Origin of the sequence: Massilia sp. W12, assembly GCF_037300705.1 — a bacterium.
GTDB lineage: Bacteria > Pseudomonadota > Gammaproteobacteria > Burkholderiales > Burkholderiaceae_D > JACPVY01.
On sequence record NZ_CP147776.1, the window covers coordinates 563,924 to 583,370 of the forward strand.

17 protein-coding genes are annotated in these 19,447 nt (G+C 58.5%); 2 read left to right on the forward strand and 15 right to left on the reverse strand.

The window, feature by feature from the left end; genetic code table 11:
* Window positions 1-53: 53 nt before the first annotated feature.
* The 15 genes from V8J88_RS02200 to V8J88_RS02270 all read right to left on the reverse strand — a co-directional run bounded on the left by V8J88_RS02200 (window position 54) and on the right by V8J88_RS02270 (window position 16,051).
* A complete protein-coding gene (locus tag V8J88_RS02200; protein WP_338847506.1) occupies window positions 54-323 on the reverse strand; it encodes a hypothetical protein in 270 nt (89 codons plus the stop codon).
* Between the two features lie 68 nt (window positions 324-391).
* The gene (locus tag V8J88_RS02205) at window positions 392-634 is read right to left on the reverse strand and encodes a hypothetical protein (protein WP_338847507.1); all 243 of its coding nucleotides are present in this window, start codon (window positions 632-634) and stop codon (window positions 392-394) included.
* A 3-nt stretch (window positions 635-637) separates the two neighbouring features.
* Window positions 638-1,129: a hypothetical protein gene (locus V8J88_RS02210; RefSeq protein WP_338847508.1), complete on the reverse strand. Its 492-nt coding sequence runs from the start codon at window positions 1,127-1,129 to the stop codon at window positions 638-640.
* Between the two features lie 47 nt (window positions 1,130-1,176).
* Window positions 1,177-2,526 carry a type III glutamate--ammonia ligase gene (gene glnT, locus V8J88_RS02215; RefSeq protein ID WP_338847509.1) on the reverse strand — a complete coding sequence of 450 codons (1,350 nt, stop codon included), beginning with the start codon at window positions 2,524-2,526 and terminating at the stop codon, window positions 1,177-1,179.
* Between the two features lies 1 nt (window position 2,527).
* Complete coding sequence (locus tag V8J88_RS02220) at window positions 2,528-4,021, reverse strand: aldehyde dehydrogenase (RefSeq protein ID WP_338847510.1); 1,494 nt, start codon at window positions 4,019-4,021, stop codon at window positions 2,528-2,530.
* Between the two features lie 277 nt (window positions 4,022-4,298).
* Window positions 4,299-4,670, reverse strand: a complete 372-nt coding sequence (locus V8J88_RS02225; protein WP_338847511.1) for a cupin domain-containing protein — start codon at window positions 4,668-4,670, stop codon at window positions 4,299-4,301.
* A 9-nt stretch (window positions 4,671-4,679) separates the two neighbouring features.
* Window positions 4,680-6,074 (reverse strand): DUF3138 family protein, encoded by a 1,395-nt coding sequence (locus tag V8J88_RS02230; RefSeq protein ID WP_338847512.1) that lies wholly within the window; start codon window positions 6,072-6,074, stop codon window positions 4,680-4,682.
* Between the two features lie 78 nt (window positions 6,075-6,152).
* Window positions 6,153-7,007, reverse strand: a complete 855-nt coding sequence (locus V8J88_RS02235) for an ABC transporter permease subunit (RefSeq protein WP_338847513.1) — start codon at window positions 7,005-7,007, stop codon at window positions 6,153-6,155.
* Window positions 7,004-7,918, reverse strand: coding sequence for an ABC transporter permease subunit (locus V8J88_RS02240; RefSeq protein WP_338847514.1), 915 nt, complete (start codon window positions 7,916-7,918; stop codon window positions 7,004-7,006). The genes V8J88_RS02235 and V8J88_RS02240 overlap by 4 nt, the downstream gene beginning before the upstream one ends.
* A gap of 9 nt (window positions 7,919-7,927) precedes the next feature.
* The gene (gene potA / locus V8J88_RS02245) at window positions 7,928-9,049 is read right to left on the reverse strand and encodes a polyamine ABC transporter ATP-binding protein (protein WP_338847515.1); all 1,122 of its coding nucleotides are present in this window, start codon (window positions 9,047-9,049) and stop codon (window positions 7,928-7,930) included.
* Between the two features lie 53 nt (window positions 9,050-9,102).
* Window positions 9,103-10,230, reverse strand: a complete 1,128-nt coding sequence (locus V8J88_RS02250; RefSeq protein ID WP_338847516.1) for a polyamine ABC transporter substrate-binding protein — start codon at window positions 10,228-10,230, stop codon at window positions 9,103-9,105.
* Window positions 10,231-10,450: 220 nt separating this feature from the next.
* Complete coding sequence (locus V8J88_RS02255; protein ID WP_338847518.1) at window positions 10,451-11,839, reverse strand: aspartate aminotransferase family protein; 1,389 nt, start codon at window positions 11,837-11,839, stop codon at window positions 10,451-10,453.
* Between the two features lie 215 nt (window positions 11,840-12,054).
* Window positions 12,055-13,425 (reverse strand): glutamine synthetase family protein, encoded by a 1,371-nt coding sequence (locus V8J88_RS02260; RefSeq protein ID WP_338847519.1) that lies wholly within the window; start codon window positions 13,423-13,425, stop codon window positions 12,055-12,057.
* A 231-nt stretch (window positions 13,426-13,656) separates the two neighbouring features.
* Complete coding sequence (locus V8J88_RS02265; protein ID WP_338847520.1) at window positions 13,657-14,457, reverse strand: gamma-glutamyl-gamma-aminobutyrate hydrolase family protein; 801 nt, start codon at window positions 14,455-14,457, stop codon at window positions 13,657-13,659.
* Window positions 14,458-14,629: 172 nt separating this feature from the next.
* On the reverse strand, window positions 14,630-16,051 hold the full coding sequence (locus V8J88_RS02270) for a metallophosphoesterase (protein WP_338847522.1): 1,422 nt from the start codon (window positions 16,049-16,051) through the stop codon (window positions 14,630-14,632).
* A 298-nt stretch (window positions 16,052-16,349) separates the two neighbouring features.
* Here V8J88_RS02270 and V8J88_RS02275 point away from each other — a divergent pair, with 298 nt between their 5' ends.
* Together V8J88_RS02275 and V8J88_RS02280 are read left to right on the forward strand one after the other, a co-directional pair.
* Complete coding sequence (locus V8J88_RS02275; protein WP_338847523.1) at window positions 16,350-18,035, forward strand: methyl-accepting chemotaxis protein; 1,686 nt, start codon at window positions 16,350-16,352, stop codon at window positions 18,033-18,035.
* A 72-nt stretch (window positions 18,036-18,107) separates the two neighbouring features.
* On the forward strand, window positions 18,108-19,346 hold the full coding sequence (locus V8J88_RS02280) for a hypothetical protein (protein WP_338847525.1): 1,239 nt from the start codon (window positions 18,108-18,110) through the stop codon (window positions 19,344-19,346).
* Window positions 19,347-19,447 lie beyond the last annotated feature (101 nt).

Here is a 19,447-nt window from a genome sequence, read left to right on the forward strand (position 1 = left end):
TGCCCCAGGGCGCCAGTGCCGCCGGCGTGTGGCGCCAGCTTCCATTGAACTGCTTAGTTTTCAGGAAAAGGAAACACTTTCCCGCTGCTTTCTGTCGGGGGTGGAAAAAGGCGGGAAAGCGGCAAACCGCCTTTGGGTTCGATATGGGTTTTATATTCTTCCTTCAAATGATCCAGCATCAGATGAAGTTGCATAAGATGCTCTTCATAATCGCTGCGATCTTGCAAGGTTTGACTTTTAAGCAGATTTTCGTGAAATAAAATGGCGTCATTGACAGCGGAAAGTAGTAGTGGCGCCATTTTTTCGGTGATCAGAATGTTCATTTTCCTTGCTGAAGTAATTTGTATATCATGGTTTCTGCTTGAAGCTTGTTATTCCAGTTTTTGTAAAGTTATGCAGATATTTCAAATATGTCTGAAAACTTGGGTAAGCTTTCATCTGTGGCTTCCCTTTTTCTATAGATGCTGGCAAGCTCACTAAAAGCGGATTTTAATTCCAATATATATTCTCCAGCCGCATCCCGCTCATCTTCCGAGTGTTCAGCGTGGTTTTTAAAAATCAACTCATGATTTTCAATTTCTGAGTCAATTGCATAAAGTGCATTCAATAGGGTGCGGTTTGAAATGGTTTCCATAAATCACCAGTCTGTCATGTGGATTGCAATTTCTTTAAGATGCTGAATGAACAAGGAAAGTGGCATATCATCTTTAGGGCAGATGCTATAGTGGTTTTCCCGCTCAGCGCTGTCGCCATCTTGTGTGACTGCAATTGATTCTGGTATCGGGGTGTCTTGCGGGATTTTGAAATTTCTCCAGTCATTTTTGGCAAATGAAGGTGGCTTGTCAAATAATGAGACGCCCCAATGTTGTTTCCCTTTCTTGGTTGAACGGCAACCTTTGATCCATGGCATGCCATTTTTCTCAAACACTTCCACGTCGGGCAATCGCACTCTCTTCTTATTGCCAATGATGAGTTCAATTTTCTCGGTGACAGGTTGAAGAGGAAATACGCCTGCTTTGTAGTCTTTTTCTTTTTGGCCGCGCCATAAATCAATTGGGAAAACTTTGTCGAAGAAAAAATGTAGTTCGCCTGCATTTTCATATGCTTTTTGCATTAAATTGCTTGCCATGAATCCTCCAGTAAATTGCTGCTGTGTAGATTGTTAAATCTATGACATCAAAACTTCCTCAAATACTCCCCCACCTCCCAAGCCGACACCTGCTGGCAATATTCCGCCCATTCCGCGCGTTTCAGCATTAAAAACTGTTCGCAAAAATCCACTCCCAGCGCCTGGCGCAAGATGCTGTCGGCTTGCAGCGCGTCACAGGCCTGGCCCAGGGTTTGCGGCAGCAGGTCCACGCCCAAGAGGCGGCGTTCGTCTGCGCTCATCTGGTACAGATCCTGGTTGATCGGCGCGCCGGGGTCGAGTTGGCGTTTGACGCCGTCCAGGCCGGCGGCGATTACCGCAGCCAGGGCCAGATAGGGATTCGCGCTGCTGTCCGGCAAGCGCCATTCGATGCGGCCCGCCACGCTGCGCGCAACGGTGGTGCGGTTGTTGTCGCCCCAGGCGATGGTGGCGGGCGCCCAGCTGGTGCCTGAAAGCGAATCGGCGCACAGCAGGCGTTTGTATGAATTCACGGTGGGCGCGCAAAACGCCGCTAGCGCGGGCGCGTGTTGCAACAGGCCGGCCAGGAAATGGTAGCCCAGGCGCGACATGCCCTGGCCATGCCAATCCGCTTCTCCCGGCCCCAGGCGGTTGCGTTCGCTGCCGCTGGCGTCAGTCAGGGACAGATGAAAATGCAAGCCGCTGCCGGGCCGCTCGGCGAAAGGCTTGGGCATCATGGAAAAAATCATGCCGCGCTCTTGCGCCAGATGCTGGGCGGCGATTTTGAATAAAAGCAGGCGATCCGCCGCCGTCAGCGCCGGGGCGTAGCCGTAATTCACTTCATACTGGCCGCCGGCGTCTTCATGATCGTATTGGAAAACGCCAAAGCCGCAGGCGTCCAAACCCTGTCCCAGCGCATGTAAAAAATCGCGCTGCGCCAGCAGGCTTTGGCTGTCATACGAGGGCTTGCTCAAGTTGTCGCCGGGGGCGCTGTGCAGATGGCCCTGGGCGTCTTGCGTGAGCAGGAAAAATTCCGGCTCCAAGCCGGCTTGCAAGGTAAAACCCTGTTCCGCCAGACGTGCGCTTTGCGTGCGCAGGATTTGGCGCGGACACAGCGCAAATGGCTGAGCATCGACAAAACCATCCAACACCACCCGCGCATAGCCGGGCAGCCAGGGCATGGCTTGCAGGGTGTCGGCGTCGGCGCGGCCATAATATTCCGAGCGCGGCCCGGTGCGTCCCAGACCTGTGCCCCAGATCGAGGGGCCGGCGAAACCGGCGCCCGTTTTTGCCAGCGTGTCCCATTGGGTAAGCGGAACCAGCTTGCCCTTGGCGCTGCCGTGAATGTCGGCGAATTGGGCGAAGATGGTGTGTACGCCGGCGGCTTGCAAGGCGGCCAGCCTGTTTCCAATATCGCTCATGTCAGCCGCCTTGCAACGCTGCGCCGATATGCAGCCAGGTGGTTTTCAGCTCGGTGTATTTGTCAAAAGCGTGCAGCGATTTATCGCGCCCGTTGCCGGATTGCTTGTAGCCGCCAAACGGGACGGTGATGTCGTCATCGTCATATTGATTCACATGCACAGTGCCGGCGCGCAGCGCGCGCGCGATTTGATGCGCTTTGGCCAGATTGCCGCTCCACACCGCCGCCTGCAGGCCATAGCTGCTGTCATTCGCTTGGCGCACCGCGTCCGCCACATCGTCGAAGGTGATGAGGGATAAGACCGGGCCGAAGATTTCTTCGCGCGCGATTTTCATGTCATTGCGCACGCCGTCAAACAAAGTCGGTTCGACATAAAAACCGCCGCTGTCGCTGCGCGCCTGGCCGCCGCCGGCCAGCAGTTGCGCGCCTTCGGCGCGTCCGGCTTCGATGTAACCGAGCACGCTGCGCATTTGCTGCGCATCGACCAGCGCGCCCATGACCGTGGCTTCATCGAGCGGATCGCTGACTTGATATTGCGGCACCAGTTCGAGCGCGCGCGCCAGGAAGGCGTCTTTGATGCTGCGCTCGACAAACAGACGCGAGGGCGCATTGCAGCTTTCGCCCTGGTTGAAATACATGCTGCCGAGTGCGCTTTGCACGGCCTGTTCCAAGTCCGGGCAGTCGGCGCAGACAATGTTGGCGGATTTGCCGCCCAGCTCTGTCCAGACCCGTTTCAAATTCGATTGAGCGGCATAGCTGAAGATTTGCTTGCCGACGCAGGTCGAGCCGGTGAAAGCTAAGCAATCGACATCCATATGCAGGCCGAGGATTTGCCCGATTTCATGGCCATAACCCGGCAGCACATTTAAAACACCGGGCGGGATGCCGGCTTCTATCGCCAGTTCGGCCATGCGCAGCGCGGAGTAGGGCGATTTTTCCGAGGGTTTCAAGATCACGCTGTTGCCGGCGGCCAAGGCGGGCGCGATTTTCCAGGAGGTCATCAGCATGGGGTAATTCCACGGCACAATCGCCGCCACCACGCCCACCGGTTCGCGCGTGATCAGGGCCAGGCTGTTATCCGGGGTCGGGGCGATTTCGTCATACACCTTGTCGGTGGCTTCGCCATACCAGCGCAGGCAGTTGGCGGCGGAATTCACATCCACCGCCTGGCTGTAGCGGATCGGCTTGCCCATGTCCATGGTTTCGATCAGGGCCAGTTCTTCTTTGTGCGCCAGCATCAGATCGGCGAATTTGATCAGAATGCGCTTGCGTTGCGCCGGCGGCAGTCCGGCCCAGCGCCGGTCGTTGAAGGCTTGCCGCGCGGCCTGCACCGCCAATTCCGCTTCGCGTGCGTCGCAGCGTGCGACCTGTCCCAGCAGGCGGCCATCGATCGGTGAGGATTTGTCGAAGCTTTGTTCAGCGGCGATTCTTTCGCCATTGATGAAGGCGCGGCCATCGAGTTGCAAGGCGGCGGCTTTGGCGTGCCAATCGGTCATCGCGGTTCTCCCAAATTGGTTTATTGCAGCAACTGCGCTTGTGCAGACAACTCATTCACGCCAACAGACCTTGTATTGGCGGCAGGTGCGGTTTCAGCCGCGCAAACTGGCGGCGCCATAGCAGCGGCCTGATGCGCGGCTAAAGCCGCTCCCACAAGTATTCAGTCGCTCAAACGCATGCTCCCATTGTTTATTCTCTGCTTCCTGCGCAAATTGATGCGCGGCGCAAGCCTGTGAGTTTCTGGTAGGTTGCGGTATTCACGGCAAAAGCCAGCCATCAATCATGATCCGGGTCGCGGATTAACATGATGGCGTAATACTTGCGCACCCGGCCCCGGTTTTGCCATGTGCCGCTAAAGCCGCCCGGCACCACAAAGGCGTCGCCGGCTTTGAAGTGCTGGGCTTCGCCTTCGCTGCCGGTGAGCGTGACTTCGCCTTCCAGCAAGACGCAAAACTCTTCTTCATGCGGCCCGTATTGCACATTCAAGGTGCAATCCTCACCCTGCCAGATGCCGCAGGAAAACAGGCCGGCGGCGTCGGTGTAGTGGTTCCAGATCATTTGCGCCGGATTGCCGGCGGCGCACTTTTCCGGCGGCGGCGTAAAACTTTCCGCCTGTACGGCAGGGTTGTTCAGGTCGATGATGCGCATGCTCTACTCTCAGAAACTGAAGACGGTGGAAAAACCGAAGATGTGGTTGTCACGCACATAATCGCCATTGGCGTTTTTAAACACGGCGCCGCTGGCGCGGTCGTAGCGATATTCGCCTTTCAAATTCACGCCCGGCATCAGGGCGTATTGCCAGCCGAGCGACAGGGCCATGCGGTTGACGCCGCGCGTCGGGTCCGCCACCAGCCAGTTCGCGCCGTCAAACACCATGGCTGCGCCAAAGCCGTTGCGGCCATCCGGGCACAGGGCGTCGGCGCCGCCTGCGTCTTTACAGCCGGTGGCGAAAGTCGAGCCGAGCAGGCCGCCGCCGTTTTTGCTGTTCCAGATGTAATCCAGGCGCGCAATGCCTTCAAAACGCGGCGTGAATTTATAGCCGGCCAGGGCCGATAAGCCGGTCCATTGGGTGCGCCCATTGGCGAATTGGTTGCCCGGCGTCGGTTTTTGCCGGCCCCAGGTCAGCTGGCCTTGCAAGGTCCAGTCGGCGCGGATGAAATAGCCGTCGATCTCGACGATATCCAGGCGTCCGAATTGGCTCTTGTCGTCAAAGCCGGAATGGATGCCGGAAAAGCCAAAGCCCTGGAATTCACCCTTGGCGTAATCGACGCGGTAAAACAGGCCGGGGGTTTTTTGCTGCGCGGTGTCGATCCGCGCGCGGTTCATATTGCCCAGCATGAATTTGGAAATCCATTTGCCGCGCGTCAGTTCCATCCCGACCCCGGTATAGAAATTGGCGGCGGAAAAATCAAACAGCATATTGTGCGTGATCAGCTTGTTTTGATTCGAGGGGATGTATTCATAGCCGCTCCAATCCGGCACTTGGCCGCCAATCAGGCGCGTGGTCGGATCTTCGCCCAGCGGGATCGAGAAGCTGGCTTCATGCACCAGATTGCCAAAGTTGTAGCCCGAGGATGTGCTCTTGCTGGGCATGATGCTCAGTTTTAAACGGCTGCCGCCTTCGATTTCTTTTTCGATATTCAGCATGGCGCTGCCGAAAAAGGTGTTGTCGTAGCCGAAGCTTTCTTCCGAGCCATTGACTGAACTGTTATTGTTCAAAAAGACGAAGCTGGAGGTTTTGGCGTTGCGGTTGTGGATGTAGGTCGGGTCGATATAGCCGGAAATCTTCAAACCCTTAAAGCCCATGACTTCCTGTGCATCTTCCATGGCTTCGGTTTTGATGCGGATGCGGTTGAATTCCGCCACATCCACGGTTTCCGCTTTGGCGGCGTCATCCGCCTGTTTTTTTTCCAACAGCGCTTCGAGCCGTTTGACCTGGGCTTTGAGGGCGTCCAATTCGGCTTTTAATTCGGCATTGCTTTGCGCATGCGCCAGGCCGCAATGCGCGGCGAACAGGGTGGCGATCAGCGCAGACAGTTTCAACTTGGGCATACGTCTCCTCCTGAGGGTAGCCCGCGATGCGGCTGCGGGGGAATGGGGCCGGACGCGCGATTGCGTCCGGCGGTTTTTTTATTGCGCCTGCTTATTTTCCTGTGTTGCGGCCATCACCTGACGATGGCGCACCCGTTCCTTGTGCGCCATATACAGCGAGAGTGAGATGACAGCGACTGAAACCGCCAGAATCGTCAGCGCGGCGACTGCATTCACGCGCGGATCCAAACCCAATTTGGCGCGCGCAAAAATCACAATCGGCATGGTGTTCGAGCCGGGGCCGGAGAGGAAGGCCGAGAGCACCACATCGTCTAGGGAGAGGGTGAAGGTCAAGAGCCAGGCCGAGGCCAGCGCCTGCGTGATATTCGGCAGGGTGACTAAGAAAAACACCTGGCCCGGTTTGCAGCCCAAGTCCATCGCCGCTTCTTCCAGCGAGCGGTTCATTTCCTGCAGGCGCGCTTGCACCACCACGGTGGCGTAGGCCATGCCCAGCAGGGTGTGGCCCAGCCAGATGGTGAGCATGCCGCGCTCGGGATAGCCCAGGCTCTTTTGCATCGCCACCATCAGCAGCAGCAAAGACAGGCCGATGATGACTTCAGGCATCACCAGCGGCGCATTCACCATGCCGGCGAACAGGGTGCGTCCTTTGAAGCGGCGGTAGCGGTCGAGCGTGAAGGCGGCCAGGGTGCCGAGGATGACGGAAGAGCAGGCGGTCATGACGGCGATTTTCAGCGACAGCACAAAGCCGGCGATGATGTCACGGTCTTCCAGCAGGGCGGCATACCATTGGGTGGAAAAACCGGTCCACACCATATCCTGACGCGAGCTGTTAAAGGAAAACACCACCAGCACCACAATCGGGATGTAGAGGAAGAGATAGCCGGCCCCGAGCCAGCCGCGCGCAAACCAGCGGTGTGCGGGATTGGGTCTCATTTGTTGCCTCCCTGTTGTTCGGCCTGGTATTTATTGAAAATCGCCAATGGCCCCAAAATCAGCAAAATCACCACCACCGTCACCGCCGAGGCCATCGGCCAGTCATTATTGGTGAAGAATTCATCTGACAACACGCGGCCTATCATCAGGGTTTCCGGCCCGCCCAGCAGTTCCGGGATCACATATTCACCCACGCAGGGGATGAAGACCAGCATGGCGCCGGCGATGATGCCGGATTTTGACAGCGGCACGGTGATCAGCCAGAACGCTTTCCAGGGCGTGGCGCCGAGGTCGGCGGCGGCTTCCAGATAGCGCAAATCCAGTTTCACCAGTGTGGAATACAGCGGCAAAATCATGAAGGGCAAATAGGCGTAGGTCATGCCTATCACCAGTGAAAACGGGGTGTTCATCATGTGCAGCGGGGCGTCGATCAAGCCTATGCTCATCAAAAAGCTGTTCAAGATGCCATTCGTCGCCAAAATCCCTTTCCAGGCGTAAATGCGCAGCAGGAAGGAGGTCCAGAACGGCATCATCACCAGCATCAACAGGGCCGGGCGCAGCGAAGGTTTGGCGCGCGCCATGAAATAGGCGAAGGGGTAGCCGATGAACAGGCACAGTACGGTGGTGATCGCCGCATATTTCAGCGAGGAGCCATACGTCACCAGATAGAGATTATCCTGGGTCAGCATGATGTAGTTGGCGAGCTTGATTTTTAAGGTCAAGACGCCATCAACCCAGGTCGAGAGATCGGTAAACGGGTCGCCCGCCTCATTGGTCTGGGTGATGCTGATGCGCAGCACAATCAGAAATGGCGCCAGGAAAAAAATCAGCAGCCAGACAAAGGGAATCCCAATGACCAGATTGCGCCCGTTGAACAGGCGTTGCCATAAAGGCGCTTTGTGTTCACTCATGGCGCAGCCTCATTGGGTCAAGACCACCATATCCGACACGCTCCAGGAAGCGTACACGCGGTCGCCCCATTTCGGCTGTTGCCCGGCGTGCCGCACCGCATTGGTGACGGTGGCTTTCAACACTTTGCCGGTGGCCAGCTTCAAGTGGTACACGGTATAGGCCCCGAGATAGGACATTTCGCTGACTTCGGCTTGCACGCAGTTGGCGTCCGGCGGCAGCTTGCCGCCTTCGGGCGGATCGAAACTCAAGACGATTTTTTCCGGGCGGATGCCGATCGAGGCCGGCATGCCTTCGACCCCGGTGATGCCATGGCCGACATACATGCGGCATTCCGGGGTTTTGATCACCACATGATCCGGCTCGTCTTCCACCACATGGCCGTCAAACAGGGTGACATTGCCGATGAAGTCGGCGACAAAGCGGCAATTCGGCGTTTCATAAATTTCCAGCGGTTCGCCGATTTGCAAAATCTTGCCTTGGCTCATGATGGCGATGCGGCTGGCCATGCTCATCGCTTCTTCCTGATCATGCGTGACCATCACGCAAGTCACGCCAACCTGTTCGATGATATTCACCAGTTCGAGCTGGGTTTGCTCGCGCAGCTTTTTGTCCAGCGCGCCCAGCGGCTCATCCAGCAGCAAGAGTTTGGGTTGCTTGACCAGGCTGCGCGCCAGCGCCACGCGCTGTTGCTGACCGCCGGAGAGCTGATGCGGGCGGCGGGCGGCGTATTGCTGCAGCTGCACCATGGCCAGCATTTTGTCCACCCTTTGCGCGATCTCGTCTTTCGGCACGCCATCGCGCCGCAAGCCGAATGCAATGTTGTCCCACACCGAGAGGTGGGGAAACAGGGCATAGGACTGGAACATCATATTGATCGGGCGCTGATAGGGCGGGGTGCTGACGATGTCTTGCCCGTTTAACAGAATCTGGCCTGAACTCGGGGTTTCAAAGCCGGCCAGCATGCGCAGCAAGGTGGACTTGCCGCAGCCGGAACTGCCAAGCAGGGCGAAAATCTCGCCTTTGTTGATGGTGACGGAAACATCATTGACGGCGCGCAAGCCGTCGAATTCCTTGACCAGGTTGCGGATTTCGACAACCGGTTGCGCTGCGTTGGCGGGTGAAGTGCTCATGGTCGCTGGTTGTGTGCGGCGCCCGCAGGCGCCGCTGTCTGGTTTTCAGGTTGTTACAGACCGGTCTTGAACTTGGTGAAGACGCGGGTCATGGCGCGGCGGATGTCGGCGTTCAAGGCTTCCGGCGCCACAAAACGCGCTTTATCGGCTTCTGACAGGAAGATCGATTTGTTTTCCGCCACGTCTTTGCGCACATGTTTCACGCTGGCCGCATTCGGGTTGGCGAAAAACACTTTATTCGTCAGGGAGGCATGCACTTCCGGGCGCAGAATGTAATTGATGAAGGCGTGCGCGTTTTCCGGGTGTGCGGCATCGGCAGGAATCGCCATGGTGTCAAAGAACAGCGTCGCGCCGCCCTTGGGCAGCAAGGCTTCGATCTTGTTGCCGTTCTTGGCTTCCTGGGCGCGGCGGTTGGCGATGTTGATATCGCCCGACCAGCCCAGCGCCACGCAAATCGAGCCATTCGCCATATCGTTGATATAGCCGGAGGAAGAGAACAGGGTCACATACGGGCGGATTTTTTGCAGCATCGCGCCGGCCTGGGTGTAGTCAGCCTGGTTTTTGGAGTAGGGCGGTTTGCCGATGTATTGCAAAGCCGCCGGCAAAATTTCAGAAGGCGAATCGAGGAAGGACACGCCGCAGGATTTGATCTTGGCCGCATATTTCGGATCAAACACCAGATCCCAGGCGTTCTCCGGCATCGGCATGCCGCCTAAAGCCGCTTTCACTTTATCGACATTGATGCCGACTGTGGTGAAGCCCCACAGCCAGACCACCAGATGCTCATTATTCGGATCAAGTTTGGCGATTTGTTTTTGCAGCGTCGGATCCAGGTTCGCCAGATTCGGCAGCTTGGATTTATCCAGCTTGCGCAGCAGGCCGCCGTCGATTTGCAAACGGCCCCAGTTGGCGGAAGGCACCACGATGTCATAGCCGGTTTTGCCCGCCACCAGCTTGGCGTGCAGCACTTCATTGCTGTCAAAGTTGTCGTAACGGACTTTGATGCCGGTTTCTTTTTCAAAATTCTTGATTGTGTCGTCGGCAATATAGTCAGACCAGTTGTAGATGTTCAGCACCTTTTCTTCTGCTTGCGCCCCGCTGCTGCAAATCGCTAATGCGCTTAACACGCCAGCGCTCAGGGTACGCAAAAAAAACGCCTTGCCACGCATGCTATAGGTCATGCCGTTCTCCTAAATCGATGTCAATCAAGCATCCAAACCCGGCTTGAAATTGGCGTAAGCGGGGCTTGGAAATCATACGCGCACGCGCGCCCATGTGCGCGCGCAGCCACAGCCGCAATTATGCCCAACTCTGTTGCAATTTCGCGGATTTCCATAGAAATCCGCTTCGATTTTTTTGCTGCGCCGCCAGCACACGCTGATGCGCTGCGGCGGCAATCCATCACACCCAGCCGCGCGACTGCAAGTCGGCATGCGTTTTGTCGAGGCAGTCGCGAATCAAACCCAGCATTTCATCAATTTGCGCCCGTGTGACGCACAGCGGCGGCGCAATAATCATGCGATCACCCACTGCGCGCATAATCATGCCATTGCCAAACATATGGCCACGGCACACCATGCCGACTTCCAAGGCCGGGTCGAACAGCTCGCAATCGTGCAAGACAGGGGCTTTTTTCTTCACCAGATTCAAACCCGCCACCAGACCGCAGGAATTGGCCAGGCCGACTAAAGGATGGTCGCCCAGTTTGGCGAATTCCTGCGCCAGATACGGGCCGGTGTCTTCGGCCACGCGGCGCACCAGATCTTCGTCTTGCAGAATTTTCAAATTCGCCAGTGCGGCGGCGCAGGCTGCCGGGTGGCCGGAATAGGTGAAGCCGTGATTGAATTCGCCGCCTTGCTCAATCAAGACTTGCGCCACTTTTTGTGACACCAGCACGCCGCCCAGCGGGATGTAGCCGGAGGTGACGCCTTTGGCGAAGGTCATCAAATCCGGCTTGGCGCCCATTTTTTCGCAGCCGAACCAGGTTCCGAGCCGGCCAAAGCCGCAAATCACTTCATCAGAAATCAGCAAAATCCCGTATTTCTCGCAAATCCGCTGAATTTCCGGCCAATAGCTGGCAGGCGGAATGATGACCCCGCCCGCGCCTTGCACCGGCTCGCCGATGAAGGCTGCGACGCGCTCCACCCCCACTTCCAAAATCTTGGCTTCCAGCCAGGACGCGGCATGCAGGCCGAATTGTTCTTCCGTCATGCCGCGCCCATGCTCGAAATAATGCGGTTGTTCGATATGCACAATATCGGGAATCGGCAAACCGCCCTGGGCGTGCATGCCGCTCATGCCGCCCAGCGAGGCGCCGGCCATGGTGCTGCCGTGGTAGGCGTTGTGGCGGCTGATGATGACCGATTTTTGCGGCTGGCCCAGCACATCCCAATAGCGCCGCACCATGCGGATGATGGTGTCATTGCCTTCTGAGCCGCTGGAGGTGAAAAACACATGCGAGAACTGCGGCGGGGCCAGTTCCACCAGTTTTTTCGCCAGCGCCACGGCGGGCGGGTTGGTGGTTTGGAAAAAGCTGTTGTAAAACGGCAGTTGCAGCATTTGCGCATAGGCGGCGTCGGCGATTTCCTTGCGCCCGTAGCCGGCGTTGACGCACCATAAGCCGGACATGCCATCGAATAAGCGCTGGCCTTCAGAATCCCAGATATACACGCCTTCGCCCTTGACCATCACGCGCGCCCCGCGCGCGCTCAAGGATTTATGATCGGTGAAGGGGTGCATATAGTGCGCGCTGTCGTCTTGCTGGATGCTGCGGGTATCGTATTGACTCATATTCTTTCCTCTTGCCGGCCGGCGGCGTTATTCATTCGGCTTCCTTTTGCTTGACGCAAAGCATACGTATGGGTTTGATTTTGCCATCCCCGGCAAAATCCATGCGCTGCCTCAGCCCTTGAGTTTGTTGCGGGCGCGCCTTCAGTCGCGAATGCCTGCCCTCGCAAGGGGACAGCCTGGTTCGAGGCTAAAGCCGCTCCTATCCTCATTTTTTCTCACACATGCAGCAGCAAATGTTCGCGCTCCCAGGGGCTGATAACCGTCATGAATTCGGCATGCTCCAAATCTTTAATCGCCGCATACACATCAATGAAACGGTCGCCCAGCACCTGGCGCAAGCGGGTTTCGCTGCGCAAGAGTTGCAGCGCTTGCGGCAAGCCTTGCGGCAATTCATATTTCATGTCGTAGGCGCAACCGGTTGTGATCGGGGTCGGCGTCAAGCCTTCGCTCATGCCCAGATAACCGCAGGCCAGCGTCACCGCCAGCGCCAGATAAGGATTGGCGTCGGCGCCGATGATGCGGTTTTCAATACGGCGGTCTTGCGGCCCGGAATGCGGCACGCGGAAACCCACGGTGCGGTTATCCGTGCCCCATTGCAAATTAATCGGCGCGGCGGAATGCCGCACCAGGCGGCGGTAGGAATTCACATACGGCGCCACAATCGCCATCGCCGCCGGCATATAGCGCTGCAAGCCGCCGATGTAATTCATAAAGGCGTCAGACGGGCTGCCATTTTGATTGCTGAAAATATTCTGTCCGGTTTTGGCATCCAGCACGCTTTGATGAATATGCATGGCCGATCCCGGTTCGCCGCTCATTGGCTTGGCCATGAAGGTGGCGTACATATCGTGTTTCAAGGCGGCTTCGCGCAGCGTGCGTTTGAAGAAAAACACTTTGTCGGCCAGGCCCAGCGGCTCGCCGTGCAGAAAGTTGATTTCCATCTGCCCGGCGCCGATTTCATGAATCAGGGTATCGACATCGAGCTGCATCATCTCGCAGTAATCGTAAATGTCTTCAAACAGGGGATCGAATTCATTCACCGCGTCGATGCTGTAAATCTGGCGGCTGGTTTCCGCGCGGCCGCTGCGGCCAATCGGCGGGCGCAAGGGCAGGTCGGGGTCGCTGTTTTTCGCCGTCAGATAAAATTCCAGCTCCGGCGCCACCACCGGCAGCCAGCCTTTTTCCTCATACAGCTTGAGCACCCGCCGCAGCACTGAGCGCGGGGCGAAATCGACCAGCGAGCCGTCGGCAAAGAAGCAGTCGTGAATCACTTGCGCGGTGGGATCGACCGCCCATGGCACCAGGGCGATGGTTTGCGGATCGGCTTTTAAAATCATGTCGCGGTCGGTGGCGGAGATGGCGCGGTCATAATCCGGGTCATCGGTCGGATAATTGCCGGTCACGGTCATGCCCAGCACGGCCTCCGGCAGGCGCATGCCGCGTTCCTCGCTGAATTTGGTGCGCGGCAAAATCTTGCCGCGCGCCACGCCGGTCAAGTCCGGCACCAGGCATTCGATTTCACTGACGCGGTTTTCATTCAACCACTGATCCATATCTTGATAACTGAAATTTGCACGGATAGCCATCTTGCTCTCTCTTTCTTGCTTGTTACAGGAGTGGGTTGGGGCATGGCGCGCAAGCGCCATGACGGCGGCAGGCGGCAAGCCAGCTAACCGACTCCACGGGCATACGGGTAATATTGATCTGCATCCATACATCCACCTTCTACAGTGTTGCATTTGTTCTGGCCGGCACGCCGGTCACAGGAGCGCAGGAGCGCGGGCGCAGCATCGTTGACGCGGGCGCCCGGCGGGGATTCAACTTGGATTGCTGTGTTGCTGGCCCGGATCGGGCGCTGCGCTGTGCAGTTTGGCGGCCTGGCGCGCGCGGCAAGCCTGGCCGAAGGCGGCGTAGATTTTTTGAGAAACCGGATTTTCGGTGGCGCGCCATTCCGGGTGCCATTGGAAAGCCATGGCGAAGCTGGCCGCGCCTTCGACCGAAAACGCTTCGATCAAGCCATCCGGCGCATGCGCTTCAGCGCGCAAGCCTTGCGCCAGCCGGTTGACGCCCTGGCCGTGCAGGGAATTCACCATGATTTCCGGCGTATGGTTCAAAATCGCCGCCAGCGCGCCGCCGGCGACCAGCCGCACCGGGTGCGCCGGCCCGTATTGCTCTTCAAGCGGGGCGTTATCGTCATCGCGGTGGTCTTGCATGCCCGGCACTTCCTGCACCGCCTGATGCAAGCTGCCGCCCAAAGCCACATTGATTTCCTGAAAACCCCGGCAAATCGCAAACAGCGGCAAGCCGCGTTCAATCGCCATGCGGATCAAGGGCAGGGTGGTGGCGTCGCGTTGCGGATCGAGCGGCAAGGCCGGGTTGTGCACTTCTTCGCCGAAATGCGAAGGATGCACATTGGCCGGCGCGCCGGTCAGCATCACGCCATCCGCCACCGCCAGCACCGCCTCCCAATCGGTGCGCGCGCCAAACGCCGGCAGGATCAAAGGCATGCAATCAGCGGCTTCCAGCACCGCATTCACATATTTCATTTGCACTGTATGGTAGGGATGCGCGCCAAGCTGGCGCGTACAGGCAGGAACGAGAACAATGGGCTTGTGCATGATGCGTATCTGGCTGAATTCATGGCCGGCGGCACGACGCCCCCGGCATGGGGATGACTCTAGCATAAAGTCGGGACTTGCAGCCAGCAGGTGTAGCTGAGTATGTATGCATGGCATGCTTGACGCTGGCGCCAGCCGGAATTCTCCCCGGCGGGCGCAGCGCCTGCCGGGACTACGGCGCACACGTCGAACTGCGATTCTCCATCACGCAAGTGCGCTGCAATTTACCTTCATAGTCATACACCCCGATTTTCCAGCGGTCGGCGCCTTCGCGTTCCATGGTCATGAAGCCATAGCCGCCGTAGGAAGCGTGGCTGTGCACGGCGGCTTCCGGGGCCGGGCGGGTATCTGCCGGCAGCACATTCGGCAGATGCAATTCATCAATCATGCTGCCGCTGTGGCCGGCGATGAAGTGGCTGGGATGGCCGCTGGAGAATGACAGCTGTTGCCAGGTATGCACATGGCCGGCCAGCAGCGCTTGTACGCGCGGCGGCGTCAGCATATACGGATTGTGTTGGCGGAATACTTGCTGCAACAGAGGATTGCCGGGCTGGATCTGGCTCTTGCCGCCGGCTTTTGGTTCAACATAAAAGCCCAGCAGCGGGTGGTGGCTGAGCATGAAGTTATACGTCGCCTGATTCGACAATTTATCCAGCTGGCGATAGTTTTCGGCATAACGCGCGTGGCGCGGATCGGCGGAGGGCGGCAAACCATGCGGCGCGGCGGAAGAATCCCACACCAGCACTTGCGCATCGCCGCCCAGCGGAGTCGCGTACACCGGGCTGAAATCGCCCTGCGCATCGTCTGCGGGACGGATGCAGTCGCGTCCCGGCAACAGCGGGCGCGGGTCAAGCAGACGCCACCAGCCTTGCCCGCCGCGCATGCAGGATTCATGATTGCCGCGCACCATTACCCAGGGCGCGGCCGCCAGCAGCGGGCGGGCCGGGTGCAAAAAGTCAGCGCGCCACACATCTTCGCCAAAGCCATACGGCGAATCCTTGCAACCGGCGCGGCCCTCGGGGCAGGGTGTTTCGCGGTAGTGGTAGTCGCCCACATGCAAGACCAGATCCGGTTTCCATTGCGCCGCCGCTTTCGCCACCAGGGCGAAGGGCCAGGCGGTGGCGTCATTGCAATCCTGCACCGCCGCGCCGCGCAGCCGGCAGCCGGTGTCGCCCAGCACCACAATCCGTTTGACTTCCTGCGGCGGCAGCGGCAATGCGGCCCCATGTAAGCGCACTTGTCTGACGCCAGGCGCTAAGCGTAATTCGCACACATTGGAAGGGAAGGCCGCTGCTTTGTTGTGCGCATCCGGCACACTGGTGTTGCGCAAGGGCAGCACGCCGGCGGCGGCGCGCATTTGCATGGGCTGGCTTTGTCCATCCACGTCCAGCGCAGGACAGGGGCCGGCGCTGAGCGTGCGCGCCACCCGTTCGCCTTGTTCGCCCAGCACCACATACGCCAGATCGGGGCCGGCGCTGGCCGGCGCGGGCGGCGCTGCTTGCCAGCTGGCGCAGGCGGAGAGAGCGAGAGCGCCGCCAAGCAGGCAGCTGAGATGAAGGGCGCGGGGCCGGCGGGGCGGGGGCAAAGTAGGCATGGCTGGCGGATTTTGCAGGTAAAAAAAGCATTGTGCCAGATTCCCGCCGGCGGGCGCGCTTTTGCATGCATTCTGCCGCCGCGCCGCTGGTCGGCGCGCTGCTTGCCCGGCCTTGATATGCAGCAAGACTGATGATCTGGCTTGTCTTGTCCCTCCGCCTGTCACATCGCAGAATGATTGCCGTAAAAAAACTTTTGCTGCGCTGTGCTGGTGCTATCATGAACAACAGCCGCACATTCCGGGGCTAAGCTGTGCGGCGCATATTCAGGGTCAAGCCCCCCACTTGCCAGGGTGCGCAATGAAGAATTTCGCCATCAAATCATTATTGGTGTTTGTGATCGGGTTTATGTCTTTGCTGCTGGTGATGATAGGCGGGCTGGGGCTGTATGGGCAAAGCAGCGCGAATGACGCCTTGAAATCCGTGTATGACGAACGCACCGTCGCCATCGGCAAACTCGACAATATGGTGCGCGCGCTGCTGAATCTGCAATTGGCGGCGGCGTATGCGGTCGGTGCGGATCAGGACATGATCAAGACCAGCCTGTCAGACATCAAAAAATATCAAGACGAAGCTGAAAAAACCTGGGCTCAGATTGCCGCGCGTCCGATGAACGCAAAGGAAAAAGAGCTGGGCCAGCGCTTCACCGCCCACCGCGAGCGTTTTTACAATGAGGGCTTGAAGCCGGCCGTGGCTGCGCTCACCAATGACTATGCGCAGCAGGCCATGGATTTGATCCGGGGGCCGATGAAAACCCTGTTCGCACCGCTGATTCAAGATGTGAATCAAATGATTGAGCTGCAATTGCAGGCGGCGCAGCAGGAATATACGCAGTCGCAGTCGCGCTATGAGGTGGTGCGCAATATTTCCCTGCTCTCGATCACGCTGGGCGTGGCGCTGGCCGGCGTGCTTGGCTGGCTGTTGGTGAATGGCATCACGCGTCCGCTGGCGCAGGCGGCGCGTCTGGCGGAAAGCGTGGCGGCGGGGGATTTGAGCCATGAAATCGAAGTCGATTCCGACAATGAAATGGGCAAGTTGCTGACCGGCTTGAAGCATATGAATGACAGTCTGGTGAAGATTGTCAGCGAAGTGCGGCAGGGCACCGATTCGATGGCGCAATCCTCCAGTGAAATCGCGCGCGGCAATATGGATTTGTCGCAACGCACCGAGGCGCAAGCCGGTTCGCTGGAAGAAACCTCGTCATCCATGGAAGAGCTGACCGCCACAGTGAAGCAAAACGCCGACAATGCGCGTCAGGCGAATCAGTTGGCGGCTTCCGCGTCCGATGTCGCCGTGCGCGGCGGTTCGGTGTTTTCGCATGTGGTTGACACCATGAATTCGATCAGCGATTCCTCCAAGAAAATTGTCGATATCATCGCAGTGATTGACGGCATCGCTTTCCAAACCAATATTCTGGCCTTGAATGCGGCGGTGGAAGCAGCGCGCGCCGGCGAGCAGGGGCGCGGTTTTGCGGTGGTGGCGGGCGAGGTGCGCAGCTTGGCCCAGCGCAGCGCGGCGGCGGCCAAGGAAATCAAGGGCTTGATCAACGATTCGGTGGAAAAAGTCGAAACCGGCAGCCGTCTGGTGCATGAATCGCGCGCCACGATGGATGAAATCGTCGCCAGCGTGCGCCGGGTGACAGACATCATGGGAGAGATTTCCGCCGCCAGCCAGGAGCAGACCGCCGGGATTGAGCAGATTTCCGATGCTGTGCTGGAAATGGATGAGGCGACCCAGCAAAACGCCGCATTGGTGGAGCAGGCGGCGGCGGCGGCGCAAGCGCTGCAAGAGCAATCCGACCGTCTGGCGCGCCTGGTCAGCGTATTTAAATTGAAAGACGGGATGTTGCGCGCACAGGCGCGTCCGGCTGCTGCGGCAGCGCGTCCGCCCAGCAAACCGGCTGCGCGCGCGCTGCCCAAACCGCGTCCGGCCCCGGCTGCACGCCCTGCCGCCAAAGCGGCGGAGGATGGCTGGGAAGAGTTTTAAGGCCGGAACTCGCGTCAACGGGTGTTATGCTCCAGCCGTTGCTGGCAAAGAATCCCACTGATGGAGGCCTTGATGTCTTTCCTTTCTTATTTCCGTTCTTACAGCGCGGCGCTGCTTGCCGGCGCGATTTCCTGTCTGAGCCTGCCGGCGCAGGCGCAATTGCAAGTACACTCGGCGCGCTGGGAAGTTCTGGCTGGCGGCAATGAAAGTTGTGACGCCAGCGCGCAATTGCAGCGCATCTGCAATGGCCGCCGCTTTTGCCAGGTGGCGGTGACGCCGGAAAACCTGTGCCATGGCGATCCGGCCTATGGCAAGCAAAAAGTGTTGGAAATTCAATATTCTTGTGATGGCGTGCGCCAGCAGCACAGCGGTTTCCCGGATGGCGCGATTGCTGCGCTGCGTTGTGAGCGCGGCGGCAATCTGCCACGCATCACCATCAATTCCGCGCGTTGGGAAGCGCCCGGCGCCGGCTCCTGCGATGCGCTCAGGCAAATCGGCCGCGCGTGCAATGGCAAAGATATCTGCGATGTGTTTGTCGATCAGCGTTATGTATGCGGCTCCGATCCGGCGTATGGCGTGGCGAAGCAACTCAATATTCAATATTCCTGTAATGGCCGGCAGCAATCGATGCTGAGTTTTGGCGATGGCCAGCTGGGGCAAATCAATTGCCGCAATTCCCAACGCGCCCCATCCAGCCCGGTGGTCAGCAATCCGCCGCCGAATCGCGCGCCAGTTCATGGCGGTCGCCTGCAGGTGCAAGAAGCGCGCTGGGAAGTGGTGGGCGGCGGCTCCTGGTGCGACGCCACGCGCCAGATGTCAGCCGCATGCGATGGCAAATCGGAGTGCGATGTGCCGGTGGCGGCGAATTATCTGTGCAATGGCGATCCGGCGTATGGCAAGCAAAAACGGCTGGATGTGAAATTCACCTGCAATGGCGTGCAAATGCCGCAATTGGGTTTCTTTGATGGCGGCATTGCGCAATTGCGTTGCAGCGGCTCGGTTTCCAACCCGACCGGCGTGCAGCGCGGCAGCCACAGCGGCGGCAGCCATCACGGCAGCGGTTTGTACATCACCGGCGCACGCTGGGAAGTGAATGGCGGCGGCGCCTGGTGCGACGCCACCCCGCAAATGGGCGTCGCATGCAATGGCCGCCGCTATTGCGAACTGCGGGTGGAGCCGCGCAATCTGTGCGACGGCGATCCGGCCCCGGGGCGCTATAAAACCCTGGAAGTGCGCTACAACTGCAATGGGCGACAGCAGTCTGCGGTGGGGTTCCCGGATGGCAGTATGGCGGCGCTGCGTTGCGAATAAACGGGTGTTGCAGCAATAAAAAAGGCGGCTTTGCCGCCTTTTTTATTTTTAAAAACGCAAGGAGAAAATTAGAATTTTCATTCATTTAAGCATTTAATATA

Bases quoted from the DNA above. Each gene is read 5' to 3' on its own strand.
- V8J88_RS02200 (WP_338847506.1), bottom strand. From the start codon at position 323: ATGAACATTCTGATCACCGAAAAAATGGCGCCACTACTACTTTCCGCT.
- V8J88_RS02205 (WP_338847507.1), bottom strand. From the start codon at position 634: ATGGAAACCATTTCAAACCGCACCCTATTGAATGCACTTTATGCAATT.
- V8J88_RS02210 (WP_338847508.1), bottom strand. From the start codon at position 1,129: ATGGCAAGCAATTTAATGCAAAAAGCATATGAAAATGCAGGCGAACTA.
- glnT (WP_338847509.1), bottom strand. From the start codon at position 2,526: ATGAGCGATATTGGAAACAGGCTGGCCGCCTTGCAAGCCGCCGGCGTA.
- V8J88_RS02220 (WP_338847510.1), bottom strand. From the start codon at position 4,021: ATGACCGATTGGCACGCCAAAGCCGCCGCCTTGCAACTCGATGGCCGC.
- V8J88_RS02225 (WP_338847511.1), bottom strand. From the start codon at position 4,670: ATGCGCATCATCGACCTGAACAACCCTGCCGTACAGGCGGAAAGTTTT.
- V8J88_RS02230 (WP_338847512.1), bottom strand. From the start codon at position 6,074: ATGCCCAAGTTGAAACTGTCTGCGCTGATCGCCACCCTGTTCGCCGCG.
- V8J88_RS02235 (WP_338847513.1), bottom strand. From the start codon at position 7,007: ATGAGACCCAATCCCGCACACCGCTGGTTTGCGCGCGGCTGGCTCGGG.
- V8J88_RS02240 (WP_338847514.1), bottom strand. From the start codon at position 7,918: ATGAGTGAACACAAAGCGCCTTTATGGCAACGCCTGTTCAACGGGCGC.
- potA (WP_338847515.1), bottom strand. From the start codon at position 9,049: ATGAGCACTTCACCCGCCAACGCAGCGCAACCGGTTGTCGAAATCCGC.
- V8J88_RS02250 (WP_338847516.1), bottom strand. From the start codon at position 10,230: ATGACCTATAGCATGCGTGGCAAGGCGTTTTTTTTGCGTACCCTGAGC.
- V8J88_RS02255 (WP_338847518.1), bottom strand. From the start codon at position 11,839: ATGAGTCAATACGATACCCGCAGCATCCAGCAAGACGACAGCGCGCAC.
- V8J88_RS02260 (WP_338847519.1), bottom strand. From the start codon at position 13,425: ATGGCTATCCGTGCAAATTTCAGTTATCAAGATATGGATCAGTGGTTG.
- V8J88_RS02265 (WP_338847520.1), bottom strand. From the start codon at position 14,457: ATGCACAAGCCCATTGTTCTCGTTCCTGCCTGTACGCGCCAGCTTGGC.
- V8J88_RS02270 (WP_338847522.1), bottom strand. From the start codon at position 16,051: ATGCCTACTTTGCCCCCGCCCCGCCGGCCCCGCGCCCTTCATCTCAGC.
- V8J88_RS02275 (WP_338847523.1), top strand. From the start codon at position 16,350: ATGAAGAATTTCGCCATCAAATCATTATTGGTGTTTGTGATCGGGTTT.
- V8J88_RS02280 (WP_338847525.1), top strand. From the start codon at position 18,108: ATGTCTTTCCTTTCTTATTTCCGTTCTTACAGCGCGGCGCTGCTTGCC.